The sequence below is a fragment of the Nitrospirota bacterium genome, assembly GCA_040754395.1.
In the GTDB taxonomy this organism is placed as follows: domain Bacteria; phylum Nitrospirota; class Thermodesulfovibrionia; order Thermodesulfovibrionales; family SM23-35; genus JBFMCL01.
The window spans coordinates 1-17,058 of the sequence record JBFMCL010000025.1; the positions used below are offsets into that span (position 1 = coordinate 1).

The 17,058-nt window shown below is 47.0% G+C and carries 12 protein-coding genes; 2 read left to right on the forward strand and 10 right to left on the reverse strand.

From position 1 onward, the window contains the following. The first annotated feature begins 359 nt into the window (after nucleotides 1–359). Nucleotides 360–863, forward strand: a complete 504-nt coding sequence (locus AB1552_11780; protein ID MEW6054446.1) for a glycosyltransferase family 9 protein — start codon at nucleotides 360–362, stop codon at nucleotides 861–863. 35 nt (nucleotides 864–898) lie between these two features. Here AB1552_11780 and AB1552_11785 read toward each other — a convergent pair whose 3' ends face one another. From AB1552_11785 to AB1552_11800, 4 genes are all read right to left on the reverse strand, one after another. Beyond that, the gene (locus AB1552_11785) at nucleotides 899–1,552 is read right to left on the reverse strand and encodes a hypothetical protein (protein MEW6054447.1); all 654 of its coding nucleotides are present in this window, start codon (nucleotides 1,550–1,552) and stop codon (nucleotides 899–901) included. A 310-nt stretch (nucleotides 1,553–1,862) separates the two neighbouring features. After that, nucleotides 1,863–3,629, reverse strand: a complete 1,767-nt coding sequence (locus AB1552_11790; protein MEW6054448.1) for a tetratricopeptide repeat protein — start codon at nucleotides 3,627–3,629, stop codon at nucleotides 1,863–1,865. 345 nt (nucleotides 3,630–3,974) lie between these two features. Next, a complete protein-coding gene (locus AB1552_11795) occupies nucleotides 3,975–5,642 on the reverse strand; it encodes a tetratricopeptide repeat protein (protein ID MEW6054449.1) in 1,668 nt (555 codons plus the stop codon). A gap of 209 nt (nucleotides 5,643–5,851) precedes the next feature. Continuing rightward, nucleotides 5,852–6,091, reverse strand: a complete 240-nt coding sequence (locus AB1552_11800) for a hypothetical protein (GenBank protein MEW6054450.1) — start codon at nucleotides 6,089–6,091, stop codon at nucleotides 5,852–5,854. 310 nt (nucleotides 6,092–6,401) lie between these two features. On the opposite strand from AB1552_11800, the gene AB1552_11805 reads away from it, so the two are divergent. Beyond that, entirely contained in the window at nucleotides 6,402–6,986 is a 585-nt protein-coding gene (locus AB1552_11805) for a hypothetical protein (protein MEW6054451.1), read from the forward strand. A 37-nt stretch (nucleotides 6,987–7,023) separates the two neighbouring features. On the opposite strand, the gene AB1552_11810 is transcribed toward AB1552_11805, so the two are convergent. From AB1552_11810 to acsB, 6 genes are all read right to left on the reverse strand, one after another. Next, complete coding sequence (locus AB1552_11810) at nucleotides 7,024–9,057, reverse strand: molybdopterin-dependent oxidoreductase (GenBank protein ID MEW6054452.1); 2,034 nt, start codon at nucleotides 9,055–9,057, stop codon at nucleotides 7,024–7,026. A gap of 15 nt (nucleotides 9,058–9,072) precedes the next feature. Then, a complete protein-coding gene (locus tag AB1552_11815) occupies nucleotides 9,073–9,684 on the reverse strand; it encodes a 4Fe-4S binding protein (GenBank protein ID MEW6054453.1) in 612 nt (203 codons plus the stop codon). 95 nt (nucleotides 9,685–9,779) lie between these two features. Further along, nucleotides 9,780–12,113 carry an NADH-ubiquinone oxidoreductase-F iron-sulfur binding region domain-containing protein gene (locus AB1552_11820; GenBank protein ID MEW6054454.1) on the reverse strand — a complete coding sequence of 778 codons (2,334 nt, stop codon included), beginning with the start codon at nucleotides 12,111–12,113 and terminating at the stop codon, nucleotides 9,780–9,782. Between the two features lie 38 nt (nucleotides 12,114–12,151). Further along, nucleotides 12,152–12,643 carry an NAD(P)H-dependent oxidoreductase subunit E gene (locus AB1552_11825; protein ID MEW6054455.1) on the reverse strand — a complete coding sequence of 164 codons (492 nt, stop codon included), beginning with the start codon at nucleotides 12,641–12,643 and terminating at the stop codon, nucleotides 12,152–12,154. A gap of 96 nt (nucleotides 12,644–12,739) precedes the next feature. Beyond that, nucleotides 12,740–14,725: an anaerobic carbon-monoxide dehydrogenase catalytic subunit gene (gene cooS, locus AB1552_11830; protein MEW6054456.1), complete on the reverse strand. Its 1,986-nt coding sequence runs from the start codon at nucleotides 14,723–14,725 to the stop codon at nucleotides 12,740–12,742. Nucleotides 14,726–14,814: 89 nt separating this feature from the next. Next, complete coding sequence (acsB, locus tag AB1552_11835) at nucleotides 14,815–17,013, reverse strand: acetyl-CoA decarbonylase/synthase complex subunit alpha/beta (GenBank protein MEW6054457.1); 2,199 nt, start codon at nucleotides 17,011–17,013, stop codon at nucleotides 14,815–14,817. Nucleotides 17,014–17,058 lie beyond the last annotated feature (45 nt).

Consider the following 17,058-nt stretch of genomic DNA (forward strand, 5'->3'; position numbering starts at 1 on the left):
CTTTGTACCACTCTTTTGAATACTCTCTACTTGTTCCATCGATGACACTCCTTTCGTCTAACCCAATTTGGAGTGTCACCCTATTTCCCTAATTCCTTGGTATCATAAACTGGTCGTTAGGACAATCGTATTCATGAAAACCCTTGAGAATAATGCCCTGATGAGAATTTACAGAAAAGACTTGACAGTGCCGGCTCCCTAGAGCAAAACTAATAGAACGTGTCAACAAATATCCTTCGAATATCAACAATATAGATTTTAGAATTGCTGTTGGCACTCTACCCAAATATCTGCGCCCTACAATAAACTATTTCCCTCAACGAAAAGCATATCTTATTCCTGACACTAAAATGGTGCAAATGTGGGAAAAAAGATATCTACATTTGGGAGAAGGACTAAAGATAGGCATTTCCTGGCGAGGAGGAAGTAACCGCAAGCGTTCTGTCGAAATTGGACATTGGAGAAACTTATTTTCAGTCCCCCGAATAAAATTTATTAACCTCCAATATGGAGATTGTACTGATGAAATATTTATGATACATGATCAATTTGATCGAACCATATATGACTGGGAAGACTCAGACCCGCTCAAGGACCTGGACAATTTTGCTGCGCAAATTGCTGCACTTGACTTAGTCATTTCAATTGATAATGCAACCGTCCATATGGCAGGCGCTTTAGGGACGCCTGTTTGGACGTTGCTGAGTTATTCTTCAGATTGGCGCTGGATGCTAGATCGTGAAGACAGTCCATGGTACCCCAGCATGAGGTTATTCCGTCAACCTGCACCGGGCGACTGGGAATCGGCCATGACTAATATAAAATTTGAACTGCTGAATTTATCAACAAAATTTGACAACTGATCTCTTTTATGGCACTCTGTTGTGCATCAATAGTTTTATTCATTTATCACGAACGAATTGCTTTCTAACCACCTTTTGCCGCTCCATGGCGGAAATGCATTGCTATTTCTCCATCCGGTTGAGCATATTAAATAAATAATTACCTTTGGATATTCAGTCGCGATGCTGTCAACCATACCTTTCCACCAGAGAGGATGACGGACCGTGATATGTGCGTTTTCTCCATTAGGCAGTTTGGCTGCCGCTGGATAACATGCGACATTAATAATAATAAGCTTAGTCGCGTAAGAGAACATATCCCGAAGAACGGAGGGCACATCTGAAATGAATATGTGTTCAAGCACATCAAATGAAACGACACAATCAACAGGTTGTCTTTCATCCAGATTTCTCGCTGGTTCGTATCTATATGCATTCTCTAATTTGAAATACTCTATGGCTGAATGACCGGTCGCGTCGTCAAAACCATAACATCGCCAGTCGGAACCTCCACATCCATAATCCAGCACTGTGGAAATACCATGCTCATGAAAGATCGGCCGTAAATGCACCCTATAGGCCCGGAGCTCAAAATCGCTAAAGGCGTTATCCACTTTTGTCTTATCAGTGCGTTCATAACCTTCCTGAACCATTTGTTCATACAATTGTATTAGTTCTTGTCCCTTTTTACTGGATATTGGAGTACGCATTAGTGTTTACCCCAGATCCAGTGATAAATACCCCAAACGTTTGGTAAACAGGTCATCGCGAGGCCCGAAAGCATTCGGGACGTGGTAATCTCACAAGAGAAGACAAGATTGCAAAGCCTGTTCCAAACGGAGTGAGGTGTACTCATCTCTAAGTCATCCATTACTATTGCAATGCTGAAATTATTATTTTTCATAAGAGACTGTGCTGTTCCCATTATTACAGCTCTGAACTCTATTTTTTCTAAAACCGGTTATGGATTCCAAGTCAGGGAGCTCTCATAATAAAATTGCAGATATCGGTAAGAATTATTCATTTTCTTCCTAATAATTGTAACAGCTCACCTCTCACACTGACTATCACTGATTCCCAGTCTCCATCTGAAGGCTGGCGAAATAACCTCATGCTGGGGTACCATGGACTGTCTTCACGATCTAGCATCCAGCGCCAAGGTGAAACAAAAGGTAACAATGTCCAAACCGGTTTTCCGAGAGCTCCCGCCAAGTGTGCCACTGAGGTATCTACGGAAATAACCAGGTCGAGATTTTGAATTAACGCTGCGGTATCCGTGAAGTCATGAATTTCTTCAGTGAGATCAATAAATTGCATCCCCTCTGGGAAGTTCTTTGCCTGTTCTGCAACTCTTCCCTTCTGCAAACTAAAAAAGATAGCATTACTGCTATTTTTCCCCAGCAGTGAAAATGTCTCGAAATCACAAGATCTATCCCCACCACCTGCAGCCCAGACTAATCCCACTTTGAATTTGTCTTTATGATGCTGTATTTTCTTTTCCCATTCCTCAATTAATTGGGGATTGACAGGAATATATGGTATTTTTAAAGGAATATTATCGAGCGAAACATCAAACACAAAAGGAAGATCCAAGAGAAAACAATGAACATCAAAATCAGAGGGTTCTTGGCCGAATTCTACAATCTGAGAGATGCCTTCAACAGCTTGTAATAAAGACACTAATTCTTTGTGGGTCTGAAAAATTACCTTTGCACAGCGCCGCGCAACTAAAGGCGCGTAACGGATAAATTGAATAGTATCTCCAAATCCTGAGGAAGGTTTTGGCACGTCGCGCACCAGAATAACACGTTCGGATATATCAAACCCTGTCCAGAGCGGCTTAGGACAATTCTTTAAATAGTCGCTATTATTTCCAAATTTCCAATGCCATTGGAACTCCTTCCAGCCACGGTTTAAATCACCAAGAGAAAAAAGGCAAAATGCCCAATTGAAATGTGCCCTGGGATTTTCGCTTTCAAGCTCTATGGCTTTTTGATAGGAGACTGATGCTTCATGGTATCTTCCTTTCTTAAACAATGCATCTCCCAGATAATAATGCGCTTTGAAAATATTCCCTTTGCTTTGTAACGCCATCTGCAAATATTTTATGGCCTCATCAAACTTCCCTTTCTGGTGGAAAGCAACTCCGAGATTTGTTAATGCTTCGGCATAATCGGGATTTAATTGTACCGCTTTTTGATAATGAGTAATGGCCTCATCCAGCTGGTGTTGGTATGTCAGAATAAGACCAAGATTATTGTATATCTCAGCATAATCAGGGTTATACTTCAAAGCTTTTCGATAATAATACATAGCCAGATCAAGTTGTCCCTTTTCCTTGAAAATGTTCCCCAGGGAACAATGTATTTCGGCTGAATCCGGAATGTACTGAATAGCTTTTTTGTAATGAGTGATAGCTTCGTCAAACTGTCGCTTGTCCCGGAAGATATCTCCCAGATTTTCATATGCCTCGGCAATATCAGGATCGATCCCAACAGCTTTTTGATAATACTCTACCGCTTCATCAACCAGTCCTCTTTTCTGAAATATCGCTCCTAACGCAAGGTATGCATCAGCATTTTTTGCATTGCATTGAAGCGCCCTTGTGAGATTCTGTATCGCCAGATCATATTCTTCATGTTGCGCATAGATAACTCCAAGCAGGTATAACATCGCTTCATTGTCGGGGTGTTTTTTCAAGATTTCCATGCAGGTATCTTTCGCCTGCTGAAAGTCACCGGTTTGATAATGCTGAAATGCTAAATGAATTGACTCATTGATATTCATTGTTTAAGAAGACAGATATATAATTTTGTTCATATTCAGTGTGATCTCAAGAATATCACCATGTATGTTGTGCCTTTCCCGCCTTTTGATAGTATATATTTTTCCTCTCTGAAAATACATCTTAACCACAGATCCAACGATAAATACTCAAACGTGTGGTAAACAGGTCATTACAAGCACCTGAAAGGTGCGTAGCAATCTCAAATGATAAGACGAGATTGCTTTGCCTTCGGCTCGCAATGACTGGATTTGGGTTATAGTTTAAATGTTACCGGACTATCTGCTTATCCAATAAAAAGTGTCTGTCATTTTTCTCGGATTATTAAGCCTATAAGGCCACTTTCGTTATACATTTAGCAATTTACGCAGTTCGTCCCTCACTTTGATTATCACTGATTCCCAATCTCCTGGTGAAGGCTGGCGAAATAACCTCATAGTGGGATACCATGGACTGTCTTCACGATCCAGCATCCATCTCCAGCATGAAGCAAACGGCAATAATGTCCAAACCGGTTTACCAAGTGCGCCCGCTAAGTGCGCAACTGAAGTATCTACGGAAATGACCAGGTCGAGATTTTCTATAAGTGCTGCCGTATCTGCGAAGTCATGAATATCATCAGTCAGGTCTATAATATTCATTCCCTGGGGAGAAGTCTTCGCCTGCTTTGCGGAATCTCCTTTTTGCAGACTGAAAAAAGTAATATGATTACTAAACCCTAGTGGGGAATAGGTAACGAGACTGCAACATTTTCCAAACTCACCCACATGACCTTGTCCCCAAACTAATCCGATTTTAAAACTCGGTTGATAATAAATTATTTTCTCTCCCCATTCCTTTATTAATTGAGGAGCGACATGAATATATGGTATTTTTGAAGGAATATTATCGAGCGAGCAGTGAAATAAAAAAGGTAAGTCTAGGATGAAACAGTGAACATCAAAAGCACATGCTTTTTCACCGAATTCCATAATCTTTGATATCCCTTGAACATTTCTCAAGAGGGGTATCAATTCCTTTTTGCACTCAAAAATTACTTTTGCACACTGCTCGGCCATTGAAGAAACATAACGGATGAATTGAATAGTATCTCCGAACCCAATTGATCCCTCTGCTCCATCATGCAATAAAACAGTGCATCCTGAAATATCAAATCCAGTCCAGCGCGGCTTTTGAAGGCTCTTCTGAAAATTAATCCCCTCCCGGGTTTTCCAATGCCATTGAAATTCTTCCCACCCACGCTTTAAATCTCCTGATGCCATTAGAGAAAATGACATATTACTGTGTGCCTCTGCATTGTTTTTGTCAAGTTCAACTGCTTTGTGGAAGAAGACCAAAGCCTCACTGTTTTTCCCTCTTTTTTGCGATGCAAGTCCCAAATTGATATAGGAAATCGCATTGTTTTGATTCGACTGCAATGCTTGCTGATAACAGTCAATTGCTTTTTCATAAAATCCTTGTGCGTCGAAAACATTGCCGAGATTGTTATATACGTGTGATAGCCTTGGGTCAAGATGCAACGCTTTTTGATAATATTTCATAGCTTCATCTAATTGTCCTGTTTTGTGCAAGCAGACACCGATATTATCATACAAAGTCGCACAATGCGGTTTAAGCAACAATGCCTTTTTATAATAGGATATAGCATCTTCGAAGATATCATTGTTTTGATAACATTCTCCCAGTTTTTCATATGCATCAGCAAATTCCGGATCAATCTCAAGAGTTGTTTGAAAGCACTGCACAGCGTTATTCAATAGCCCTTTATTTTGATAAATCACCCCCAGCATAAAACATGCATAAGCATTATCAATGCTAAATGCAAGAGACTCTCTTAAATAAGGGATTGCTAAATCATATTTTCCCATTTCTGCATACACGATTCCAAGAAAATATGATACTTCTTTATTACTTGGTTGCTCTTTGAGGACTTTTGAAAATATAATTTCTGCGTCTGGTAGGTTTCCCGACTGATAATGCTGGAGAGCCGCTTGAATGGCATTATCGATATCCATTTTTTGTCCTTAATAATCAATCGATATCATTTTGCGTATTCTATAATGTTGTTATTTTTTGAGGAAGAAACCTGATAGTGGTCATTTTCATACCTTTATCTGCTATGGCAAAATCAGTTAACAAATACTGCTTATTCTTATATGTGATGTTTCAGAGTAAACATTATAAAAATCATAACCTGATCCATTAATAAGACGAATTGTACTGGTTAAAGATGCCACAGCTTTGCAAAAAAGTCAGCTGTTGAAGGGTATCCTTTCTCTCGCAGCAGATCACAGATAGATTGTAAAAGCTTTTTGTAGGCCTTTTTTTGGGTTAACCTATGGTCATGCACTAGGTCCGCAATGTCGTCCATGCTATTGCCTGCATCAATATCGTTTCTTATATTATCCATAAGTTTTTTGATTGTAGTGACAACAGACATGTCCAAAGTCGGCAATTCCGCCATCTCAACCTCCTCGTCATCGATGTAACTGTCTTTATGGAGAATGCAACTCCTTGAATATTATACCTTACATGTGATATCTTCGGCAGTCCGTCGACAAAAAAAGAATATAATGCTTTTCTGCACTATCAATATCCAAATCAATTTGACACATGGTACCGTGCAGAGAAATATGTGCGACTGCCTGTTCGGGGGGGCACATAATTGTGACTTGTTGATTGAATTGGCGTATTGTTAAAATCAATTTCTCAATCACCCGAAGCTGTCGAAATGCGATATAATTATACGTACCTGCAGAAATGAGATTTAAAGGATGATGAAAAAATTTCCATTGTTATTGTTTGCAGCAAGTTGTCTGATGCTCACGGTATCCTGCGCTACTACATCCCTGACAGATGTATGGATAAATCATGCATACGAGGAAGGTCCAATCAGCAATATCCTTATCGTTGGGGTCATTGAACCGCAGCGGCTCCGAAAGCAGTTTGAAGATGAAATGGTCCTGCAGTTGAAGGGAAACGTGACAAAAGGAGTTCCGAGTTATTCTGTTTTCCCTGACGAGACAATGCCCGAAAAGGAAGAAATAGCATCAAAAATCAAAGAGATGGGCATGGATTCTGTGCTGATCGCAAGACTTGTCGATATCAGGGATCTTGATTTACATGAGACGTATCCCCCTTTTGTTTCCTACGGCGGATATTATGCGCTTTGTTGTCAGAATATCATTTCCTCAGGGTACCACGTACGATTTGAAACGAAAATCTTTGCAGCACAAAAAGATGAATTGATATGGTCTGCATCATCAGAAACCCTGCTTGAACGGGCTCCGGAAAATATTACTTCATCATTTATTACCGCAATACTCAAAGACCTCCGCATCAGAAATCTTATTCAGTAAAGACTCAGATCGTGTGGAGAACATCTCAGATGGATAATTAAAGAATATTTGCGGCTACGCCCCGCCCGGTCTCCTTCAGCCAGAGGAGTCTTGACCCGTTGATCACCGATGCATTGAGAGACGCTATGAACTCGGCAGGGAAAACATCAATGCCTTCTTTTTTTGCAAACGGCTGGAATGAATGTTTCACTTTCCCCTTAACCGCCTTTTTGATCTCGGCCTGAGTCGGTTTCCTGATTGCAGAACCCATAACCTTCGCAAGACCGATAAAGATATCCCCATGGCGTTTTGACTGTCCCCGAGGTTCCAGTGCTTTGGGAAGATGCTTCAGCCTGCCGAGGTAATCCACGATCGTACCCGAAGTTTCATACGGGGTTGCCGAGGGAAGTACCACGTCAGCATGTTTCGCCAGCTCTGAAAGATGCGAGTGCTGGACAACAAGAAATTCGACACCGTCCGGTCTTTTATCCAAAGGGATCTCCCCAACCGCATAGAGGACTTTCACCCCGCCCGCCATCATTTCACGCGCAGTCTTTCCCTCGGTTGTCAGTCCCATTAAAGCAACCCCTCGCGCATTACTTTCAAGACCAGCCGCCACGACTTTTCCCCCGAACAATGCAATATTGGCAGCCGATTCAAATAATGCTGGAGAGGATATAAGCAACGGATTCCCTGCTTCGGCATACAGTGCTGCAGCCTTTTCAATCTCTTCCGTAACCATTGCGTCCATGACCGACGACACCAGACTTTTCTCAGATTTAAGTCCCTTTTCGGTGAGTGCCCTCGCAAGCCCCTTCAGGATACTGACCTCGTCTCCCTGAAGGGTGACTGTTGCCGCACCAGCTATTGACGTATCCGATGAGTTCACCACGATCAGCTTTGCCCCCCTGCTCACTCTTCGCCTTATTGCCGCATCGAGTGCAGGCAAGGTCCTGTCCCACTGCGACGGATTCATTCCGATCAGAAGAATAACGTCTGCGTCATCAATATTCGCGTTATCAGATTGTATGAATACGCCGGCATCTGCATAAAGACTCATTGTAGTATCGGCATTTTTCGTCTTTACGGCATTCTTTGCAAGTTTTCTGAGAGTCAGGGCGTCCTCATTGGTAATGCCCGCGACGCTCACAAATCCGGCGTTGTGCCCCGCCTTCCTGAGGCTGTCTGCAACAAGCGCCAGCGCATCTTCCCATGTGGTCTCTGTCAGCTGGCCGTTAACCCGTTTCAGGGGGACCGTGACTCGCGAGTCCGCCTCAATACAATCAAAGCCGAATCTGCCATAGGCGCAGAGATACTTCCCGGCTGAGCCTGATACTGCTCCGGAATTTATCTTCTGTATTGTTCCCTCCTTCAGGCTCAGGCTGATGTCACACCCGCTGCCGCATAACAGGCAGACAGAGTTCACCTGCGCATATTCCCATTCCCTTCCCCTGCGCCATCTGTCCGACTCAAGAAGGGCATTTACCGGACATGCGTCAACACAGCTTCCGCAAAAGGTACACCCCGATTCCTGAAGCGGTTTGTCAACCGCGGTGGTAACCGTCGATTCAATTCCCCTGCCCATGAATTCCAGGACATTCGTCCCCTGCTCCCTGCATACCCTCACGCAGCGTCCGCAGAGGATACAGTATTCGGGGTCTCTCCTGATAAAGGGATTGGCTTCGTCTACCGGATATCCTGATTTTTTCCTCGTAAATGAGGACTCCTTAAGTTCGAAATCATAGGCATATTGCTGCAGGTTGCACACCCCGGCCTTTGTGCAGGTCATGCAGTCGAGTGGGTGCATGGAGAGGATAAGATCGATGACGAACTTTCTCACTTCCTTCAGCCGTTCAGTCTGAGTATGAATCACCATGCCATCCCTGACCTTTGTATTGCAGGCGATAACCGGTGCTTTCAGCCCCTCAACCTCAATAAGGCAGAGCCTGCAGGCGCCTACCCCTTTCATGCCTTTCATATAGCAGAGGTTCGGAATATGCACCCCAGCGAGCTCCGCGGCATCTATCAGGTTCATCCCGGCCGGGGCTTCTATCTCCTTGCCATCTATCTGAAGTTTCATACGTTTCTCCATGAAACCCTCCTGTTCTTATCTGGTAACATTCATGATTTCTTCACGGGGTACAGCAATAATCTCTATCGCTCCTGTCGGGCATACCTTAATACATTCACCGCACCGAGTGCATTTTGTCTGGCGTATCTCGAAGGGAAGGTATCCCGACATATACGGCTTTATCCTCTCACCGATAACGGCATCGTATTCACATGCCTCCAGGCACTTTCCGCACATGATGCAGAGTTCAGGCTTTATGAAGTACTGAATAAGGCTGATACATTCCCTTGTAGTGCATTCACCGGAAAGGTGCTTCCCGATGTCTTCTTCGAAGGCATCGAGTGTTTCGAGAATGAATCTTCCGGTATCCTTGCCCTTCTTGCAGAAGGACGCTTCTGTCATATTCACGCTGATCCTTCTCAAAGCCTGAATGTCTTCCGCGGAAGCTTTTTCCGGATGGTCACTGAGCCTGATCAGCCGTATCTTCGCCTCTGCGGTCCCGAAGGAACAGGGGAAACATCTGCTGCACATTGGACCGTCGATAAATTCCCCGATGAAATAGAGCGCCCTTTGCACAGGACAGGACCGTTCCTCTGCCTCTTTTCTTATGTCCTCGAGTTTTTTCCCTTCTTCCGAAGGTAAACTCATGTCAGCCATCATCCCTCCATATATTGCGCTGTGAGATACAGCATATATTTCAAATCTTTTGTATTTCTTCTTTCTCTCTTAGCATACTCCCTGCATCAGTACATGGTTTCTGCCATGAAACAGATTTCCGGAAGCAGATATGATACCAGGTCCCGGAACGTGATCATGCCCACGATCTTGTTTCCTTCCACTACCGGGAGATGCCTGATTTTCTTTCGCGAAGCAATCGAAATGGCCGAACTCACCTCTGTCGAAGGATCAAATACAGTAATGTCACGCATGATGAGATTCTCCAGAGACTCGCTTGTGGGGGTATTATTGAAGACACAGCGGACGATATCTCGCTCAGTAAAAATGCTCACCAGTCTTTCCTGTTCGTCAACCACAAATATGCCGCTGACATTCTTTTCACTCATCGTCCTGACTGCATCTGCGATGCAGCAGTTCCTGTTGATCATGACGATCTCATAGGGCTTTGACTCCAGTATATCCCTCAGTCTCATCCTGGTCCTCCTTTCGATGACCGCTATTTCTTCAGAAGGAATCTTCAGCTCTTCTTCGAGCCTCGCAAACCTCTGTTTCACGATTTTTACCGCATCTATAGGACACGCGTAATAACATGCCTTGCACCTGGTACACGAATCCCTGTCTATGAAAAAGCTCCTCCTCGTTTCCTTGACCGCGCCGAACGCACAGGCCTGCTTGCAGAGCCCGCAGAGGATGCATTCATCATGATCGACCAGGAAGATGCCGAGATTGCATACCTTGGCCCTGCAGTATTTATCTTTGACATGTTCCTCATATTCGTCCCTGAAATACTGTATCGTGGTGAGCACCGGATTCGGCGCGCTCTGCCCGAGACCGCAGAGGGAACCCATCTTGACCAGCTTTCCGAGATGCTCAAGCCTTTCGATATCGCCCTCTTCACCATGCCCGGACGTGATCCTTTCAAGTATCTCAAGCATCCGGTACGTGCCGATCCTGCATGGCGGGCATTTGCCGCACGATTCAGCCTGGGTGAACGAGAGAAAGAATTTAGCGACATCAACCATGCAGTTGTCTTCATCCATGACCACCATGCCACCTGAGCCCATGATCGAGCCCACCTTCCAGAGAGAGTCAAAATCCACGGGGAGATCAAGGAACTGCTCGGGGATACATCCGCCGGAGGGCCCTCCGGTTTGCACCGCCTTGATTTTCCTGTTCCCGATAATGCCACCGCCGATATCATAGATGATTTCCCGCAGCGTAATGCCCATCGGCACTTCGACCAGACCGGTGTTTTTCACTTTTCCGGCAAGGGAAAAGACTTTCGTTCCGGGAGATCCCTGCGTCCCGATCCCAAGGAACCAGTCCGCCCCTCTTTCAATGATCGGAGGAACACACGCGTAGGTTTCCACATTATTGAGGTTCGAAGGATATCCCCACGGACCCCCCCCCGGTTCAGATACGCGCGGAGGCCGTGCATGCGGGAACCCTCTGTTGCCCTCAATGGATGCAACGAGTGCTGTCGCCTCCCCGCATACAAAGGCTCCTGCACCTTCCCGGATATGGACGGTAAAATCAAACCCTGTGCCGAGTATATTCTTGCCGAGCAGGCCGGTTTCCTCTGCCTGCCTGATCGCCGTTTTCAATGTCTTGATGGCAAGCGGGTATTCATGCCTGACATAAATAAACCCGAAATGCGCATCTATTGCATATGCGCATGTAAGCATGCCCTCGAGGAGACTGTGGGGGTCACCCTCCATGATAGACCTGTCCATGAACGCGCCGGGATCCCCCTCATCGCCATTCGCGATGACCATCTTTATCGTCCCCGGAGCCCTTTTTGTGTGTGCCCATTTGACTCCGGCAGGAAAGCCCGCCCCTCCACGTCCCCTGAGGTTTGACTTCCTCATTTCCTCAATCACCTGATCTGCGGTCATTGAGGTAAGAATCTTTTCAAGAGCAGTATAGCCTCCTGCAGCAATATAATGATGGATATTGAACGGGTCTATATTACCCGTATTTCTGAGAGCGACTTTCATCTGCTTCTTGTAAAAGGGAACTTCCTGCAACAATGGCTCAGGTTCTTCCAGAAATGAATCCCTGTGTATCAGTTCCCTCACAGGGATCCCCGCAGCACAGGTATTCGAGATAATCTCCCGTGCATGTGCAGGGTGTGCCCTCTGATAGAGAAAACCGTGCGGTTCGATCTGCAGCAGCGGCCCTTTCTGGCATAGCCCCTGGCACCCTGTCTTTATGATATCGACCTGAAGGCCGCTCCTTGAAGTCTCTTCCTCAAGTGCCTGCGCCACTTTGTGAGACCCCAGGGTGCTGCAGGGGAGCCCGCAGCAGACTTTTATCGTATTTTTCCCTGGTCTCAGGACATCGTTCTTCAGATGCTCCCTGAGATTCCTCAATGCTTCTATGTCCTTCAGTTTTTCCATCGGATATCCTCTTCCTGATCAGACTTCGGCCAAACTTCTCATGCCTCTTCCCTTATGGCACTGACAAACGCCCCGGTTTTCTTTTCTCCGATGATTTCCCCGACCACGTCTTCATTAATCGTGGCAACAGGAGCAAGTCCGCAGCATCCCACACATCCCACGGTCTCGAGCGTCATCGCAAGATCCTCTGTGGTATTTCCGCTTTTGACCGCAAATTCCTTCTCGAGTGTCGAGAGCAGTTTCGCAGCCCCTCTCACATAACAGGCGGTACCAAGACATACCTTCACGATCTTCCTTCCCCTTGGCGTGAAGTGAAACATCTTGTAGAAGCTTGCCACACTGTAAATCTCTGAAAGGGCAATATTCAGGTTCCGGGAAAGTTTCCTCAGTATGTCTTCCGGGAGATACCCGTTATCTTCCTGAATCTGGTGAAGGGCATGAATCAGTACGCCCTTCTTTTTCTCCTGTGCATGAAGTATCCGGCCGACTTCGCCGATCTGTTCGTCAATATCAAGTGCTTCAGCTAACATTATCCCTCCAATTGTGCAGCCCAATGTTTTTCGCTTCAGCGGACCGCCCTGGGTGAACACCTGTGCGCACAGACAAACCCCAAAGACACGGCTGCACTAATAAATTCCTAAATGCGGCTTTGCGGCCCGCTCAATCTCACGCCGTGCTGCCATATCCATGAGAACTCTTTCGCCGCCGAATTTTCCCGGTTCGTATTTTCTGAGTTTCAGGGCATCACGCGCCCTGTCAATATAGTTAAGGGCAAGGCTCAGTATCTTCTCAGGGTCCTGTTCGAAATGGAAGGCACCCCTGAACCTCTCAAGCCATACTTCAGTCATGATCCGTGTCACTTCCCTGCTTGCGCCGACAGGAGATTCTCCGCCGAAAATCACCGGAACGCCTGAGGCTGCAAAATAGCAACCGATCGCAACCGCCTTCTCAGACATCCATTCAGGTGCTATGCCAACAGCAGGCATCCCGCCTATCTCGTCAGAGAGGCCGCCCTCTTCAGCCATTGCGGACACTATCGTCAATATCCTCGAATTATCGACACACGCGCCGAGGTGCAGTATCGGGGGTATGCCGATTGCCTCACATACCTCCCTCAGTCCGGGTCCCGCATTCTCAAGCGCCATCTCAGGCGTCAGATACCCCGCGGTTCCGCATGCAGCCGAACCGCATCCGGTAGACACAATGAGCACATCCCTTTTAATCAGTTCATTGGCAAGAAAACGGTGAAGTCCCTGTGAAGGGACACGCGGATTATCACATCCTGCAAGACCTACCACACCGCGTATCCTGCCTGCCATGATCGCATCATTCAAGGGCCTGAATGACGCCCTCCAGCTTCCGCCCTGCATGTATTCTATATATTCATGCGAAAAGCCGGCTACAAGAGGAAATTTGTCCGTAATGTAGCTGCCCTCCCGTTTCCTGTTTACAAAATTATCGATCGCCAGCCTGACAATCTGCCTGGCGATGTCTTTGGCCCGGTGTTCGTCATATTCGATATGGACCGCACCGGGCATTTTTGCCTTGTATGACGTCGTGATGACCTTGGTATGAAACTTTTTCGACAGCTCTGCAAGTGCGGGCATGATGCATTGCACATCAACGGTTATCGCATCCACAAGCCCGGTAAGCACCGCAAGTTCCTGATTGGTGAATCCCCCTGCCGTGGGAATGCCATGCCGCATGAGGACTTCATTGGCAGTACAGCACATGCCTCCAAGGTTGATCCCCTGCGCACCTTTTGATTTCGCATACTCAACCATTTCCGGTTCATTGACGACATCGACGATGGTCTCCGCAAGAGAAGGCTCATGTCCGTGAACCACGAGGTTCACTTCATCCTCTCTGAATATCCCGAAGCTCGCTTCCGCCTTTATCGGTTTTGGCGTACCGAAGAGGATATCCGTGATGTCTGTCGATATCATCGATCCTCCCCAGCCGTCTGCAAGCGACACCTTCAGGGCGCTCAGGAGAAGGCTGTCCGGATCATGGTCTACCCCGATGTTTGTCCTGTGCATTGCTTCTGCAATTTCCCGGTCAACGCCCCGCGGGGCAATGCCCCACTTCTGCCACCGCTCCTGCGTCTTGCGCGGAGCCCTTGTGATATAATTCAGGCTACCTTTCTGCCTGCTGAAGTCATCGATAAGTCGCAGGGCGACATCCCTCGCAACATCACTGACAGGACGTCCCTCAAATTCTATTGTGAGGATCCCTGCTATCCGGTACAGCTTTTTTACATCGGTTATCCTGAAATCACTGGTTTCCCCGTTTGCGACCGCCAGAAGGGTGAATGCCATGTCACGTGCATGGTCTGAATGCGCTGCGGTGCCGGCTGCCGCCATCCTGAGAAAATTTCGCGCTGCAACCGTCGGCAGGGTTGCGCCGCACACACCGGTCGCCTCTTCCTCTGCATTCTTGCCGATCAGCCTGCACGGACCCATATGGCAGATTCTGCAGCACGCCCCGACGGACCCGACAGGACATGGTTTCATCCGCTGTGCCCGGTCAAAACATGTCTCTATTTTCTGGGCTTCACTCCATTCAATGATTTTTTCTGCCGCTTCATTCGCACTCTTTACGATCTTTTTCATAAATCCTCCGGCTTTATCGCAAATCGCATCCGGCAATTGGTGAAGCAATACTTTGCATGTTCCTTACACCGGACACGTTACGATTTCTGTTACAGTATCGGTTCCATCTCAAGCGCCGGATGTCCGGCACCCGCAAGGAATTCGAGCAATTTCTCTGAATCTTCACATATTGTCTCATCAGCGATTTTTTCAAACAGATCCGGGACCCCTTCCTCGGCTGCCCTTTGCTCCAAAGCTTCCCTGAGGCTTTCCTTCAGGTTCTTTGTCATCCAGACGATACGTTTGATGCCGCCGTCACCCGCAAGAAATTTCTTGCTGACGATAAAGTTTCTGCCGACTCCCATAAACCCGGGGTTCTGGGTACCTCCGCCGACCGTTCCCGCCAATGTGGAAAACTTCATACCCACAGGAGTCATGCCGGTATGCCCGCGGTTGACTATCATGACGCCGTTCGCTTCCGGGATAATCGCAACAATGCATTCAAAGCAGCCGCATGAGGTCATCGGATTTTCCATGATGGTATAAAGATTGAGCGTCTCAACCGCTCCTCCCGACGCTTTCTTCAGATATTCATCGATACCGGTAAAGCGTCCATAGCGGTTGTCGAGTAGTTCTCCCTTCGGGATAGGCTGGTTTCCGCCCGTAGGGTCTATTTCGAACGCTGCCTTGCAGTCAAGCCAGTTGTAGGCGCCGCACAGTCCGAGCCTCTCGGGGCTGATGACACACACATGACTGGGTGCAAATGACTGGCAGAGGAGACAGGAATAAAACGTATCGACCGCTTCATCGACAAGTCCGCCAAGCCTCTGATCACGTTCCCTGTAAGATTGCCTTGCCTCTTCCTGCAGTCTCAGGACATCCTCTTCCTCGGTATAGATGGTCACCTGAACCTTGTCCACAATCGACCTGAATCTGTGATGTGTCATGGTCGTGTTGATGATCCCGATATGCTCAAGCGTGAACCCCTCTTTCTTGGCATTATGGTTTATCCGTATCCAGTTTATGTCACGCTGTCCCATATGCCATAAGCCTTGTGCTTCATTCAGATTATGGTGTATCTTGCGTTCTATGACACCTTCAAAATCCTTCTGCATCTTTCTGCCGGCAACATCTATGACAATGCCGAGCGGCATCTTGCCGCCCTGCGCATACCGTTCCTGCCAGTTGTTTCCGACAACCACAACCTTCCCGTCTTCTATTTCTTCCATATCCCTGGTTCTCACCCATTCGAACGAAGGGGTACGGGCTCCGCCGAACTCAATAAACATATCCTCTTTCCGTATCCTCTCGCCTTCAAATGCCGGACCGTATGCAACAGGAATCGGCGGCTTCTCAACGGTAATCTTCAGCCCTCTGACCTCGATCGCCTTCTGAACGATTTTACTGTGGTCAAACTCCTTGTCGACTTCTTCATATATGCATACACCGGTAGGGTGGATCACCGGCACGTCTGTATCACACACAGCCGGATATCCCATGTTGATGGCTCCCGCGCCATTCGTCCATTTAATGTCATCCAGTTCCCCCAGCACCATGGCGAAGGCAAATACCCTGTCTTTTGTATATTTAAGATGCCCCCTGAAATCCCCGGGTTTTTTCCCGCCAAAGATAAGCGAGGCCCTTACAGACCAGTCAAGGGGATAGATCGTATGTTCTGTGTCGGGTCCGACAGGGACTATTCTCGTTTCCCAGCCGAGTTCGACCCCCTTTCTCAGAAGCTGCTTCGTCACGCTGTTGCCGTTTACGTTCCCCGAAAGAAAGATGAGGATGTTCTTCTCCTGAAGTTCCCTGATAATCTTCACCGCGGTGTCGTCGTCAGGAGCGGCGCCGATGACCGCGGCAAAACCGGGCATTGTCCCGTCAACGAGCTGAATACCGAGGTTCCTCTGTATCGTGTCAGTGATAAACCCGTTATATACATATCCTGTCTCGGGGTCAACCGCCGGCTCCAGTCCGTTCACATAGCGCAATGCCATGAGTATCTCCTCGGCGAAGAGTGTCGCCATGCCGGAATCGAGCGCCTCACCCAGATATGGTCTCCATATGTGCTCCTCGGGCTCTTCATGCAGCAATTCCCTCGCCATGCCGAGTGCGACCCGCATGTCAGACAGATTTTTTACGGCAAAGCCTTTCATGGCATATATCATGGGGAGATAATATGCGGTATCGGGGAATTCAAACACATGATTTTCGCCTTTCTCGGCAATAGCCTTCTCGAGCATCTCTTCGGCCTGCTTCACAAGTCCGTGTGCGCCTCGTATTGCTGCTGAGGCTATTAACTTGGACATCCCGACCTCCTCAAATTGTTATTCATTAAAGTAATAATTCCTGTC

Excerpts from the sequence above, each read along its gene's own strand:
- AB1552_11780 (MEW6054446.1), top strand. The coding sequence starts at position 360 with ATGTGGGAAAAAAGATATCTACATTTGGGAGAAGGACTAAAGATAGGC.
- AB1552_11785 (MEW6054447.1), bottom strand. The coding sequence starts at position 1,552 with ATGCGTACTCCAATATCCAGTAAAAAGGGACAAGAACTAATACAATTG.
- AB1552_11790 (MEW6054448.1), bottom strand. The coding sequence starts at position 3,629 with ATGAATATCAATGAGTCAATTCATTTAGCATTTCAGCATTATCAAACC.
- AB1552_11795 (MEW6054449.1), bottom strand. The coding sequence starts at position 5,642 with ATGGATATCGATAATGCCATTCAAGCGGCTCTCCAGCATTATCAGTCG.
- AB1552_11800 (MEW6054450.1), bottom strand. The coding sequence starts at position 6,091 with ATGGCGGAATTGCCGACTTTGGACATGTCTGTTGTCACTACAATCAAA.
- AB1552_11805 (MEW6054451.1), top strand. The coding sequence starts at position 6,402 with ATGATGAAAAAATTTCCATTGTTATTGTTTGCAGCAAGTTGTCTGATG.
- AB1552_11810 (MEW6054452.1), bottom strand. The coding sequence starts at position 9,057 with ATGGAGAAACGTATGAAACTTCAGATAGATGGCAAGGAGATAGAAGCC.
- AB1552_11815 (MEW6054453.1), bottom strand. The coding sequence starts at position 9,684 with ATGAGTTTACCTTCGGAAGAAGGGAAAAAACTCGAGGACATAAGAAAA.
- AB1552_11820 (MEW6054454.1), bottom strand. The coding sequence starts at position 12,113 with ATGGAAAAACTGAAGGACATAGAAGCATTGAGGAATCTCAGGGAGCAT.
- AB1552_11825 (MEW6054455.1), bottom strand. The coding sequence starts at position 12,643 with ATGTTAGCTGAAGCACTTGATATTGACGAACAGATCGGCGAAGTCGGC.
- cooS (MEW6054456.1), bottom strand. The coding sequence starts at position 14,725 with ATGAAAAAGATCGTAAAGAGTGCGAATGAAGCGGCAGAAAAAATCATT.
- acsB (MEW6054457.1), bottom strand. The coding sequence starts at position 17,013 with ATGTCCAAGTTAATAGCCTCAGCAGCAATACGAGGCGCACACGGACTT.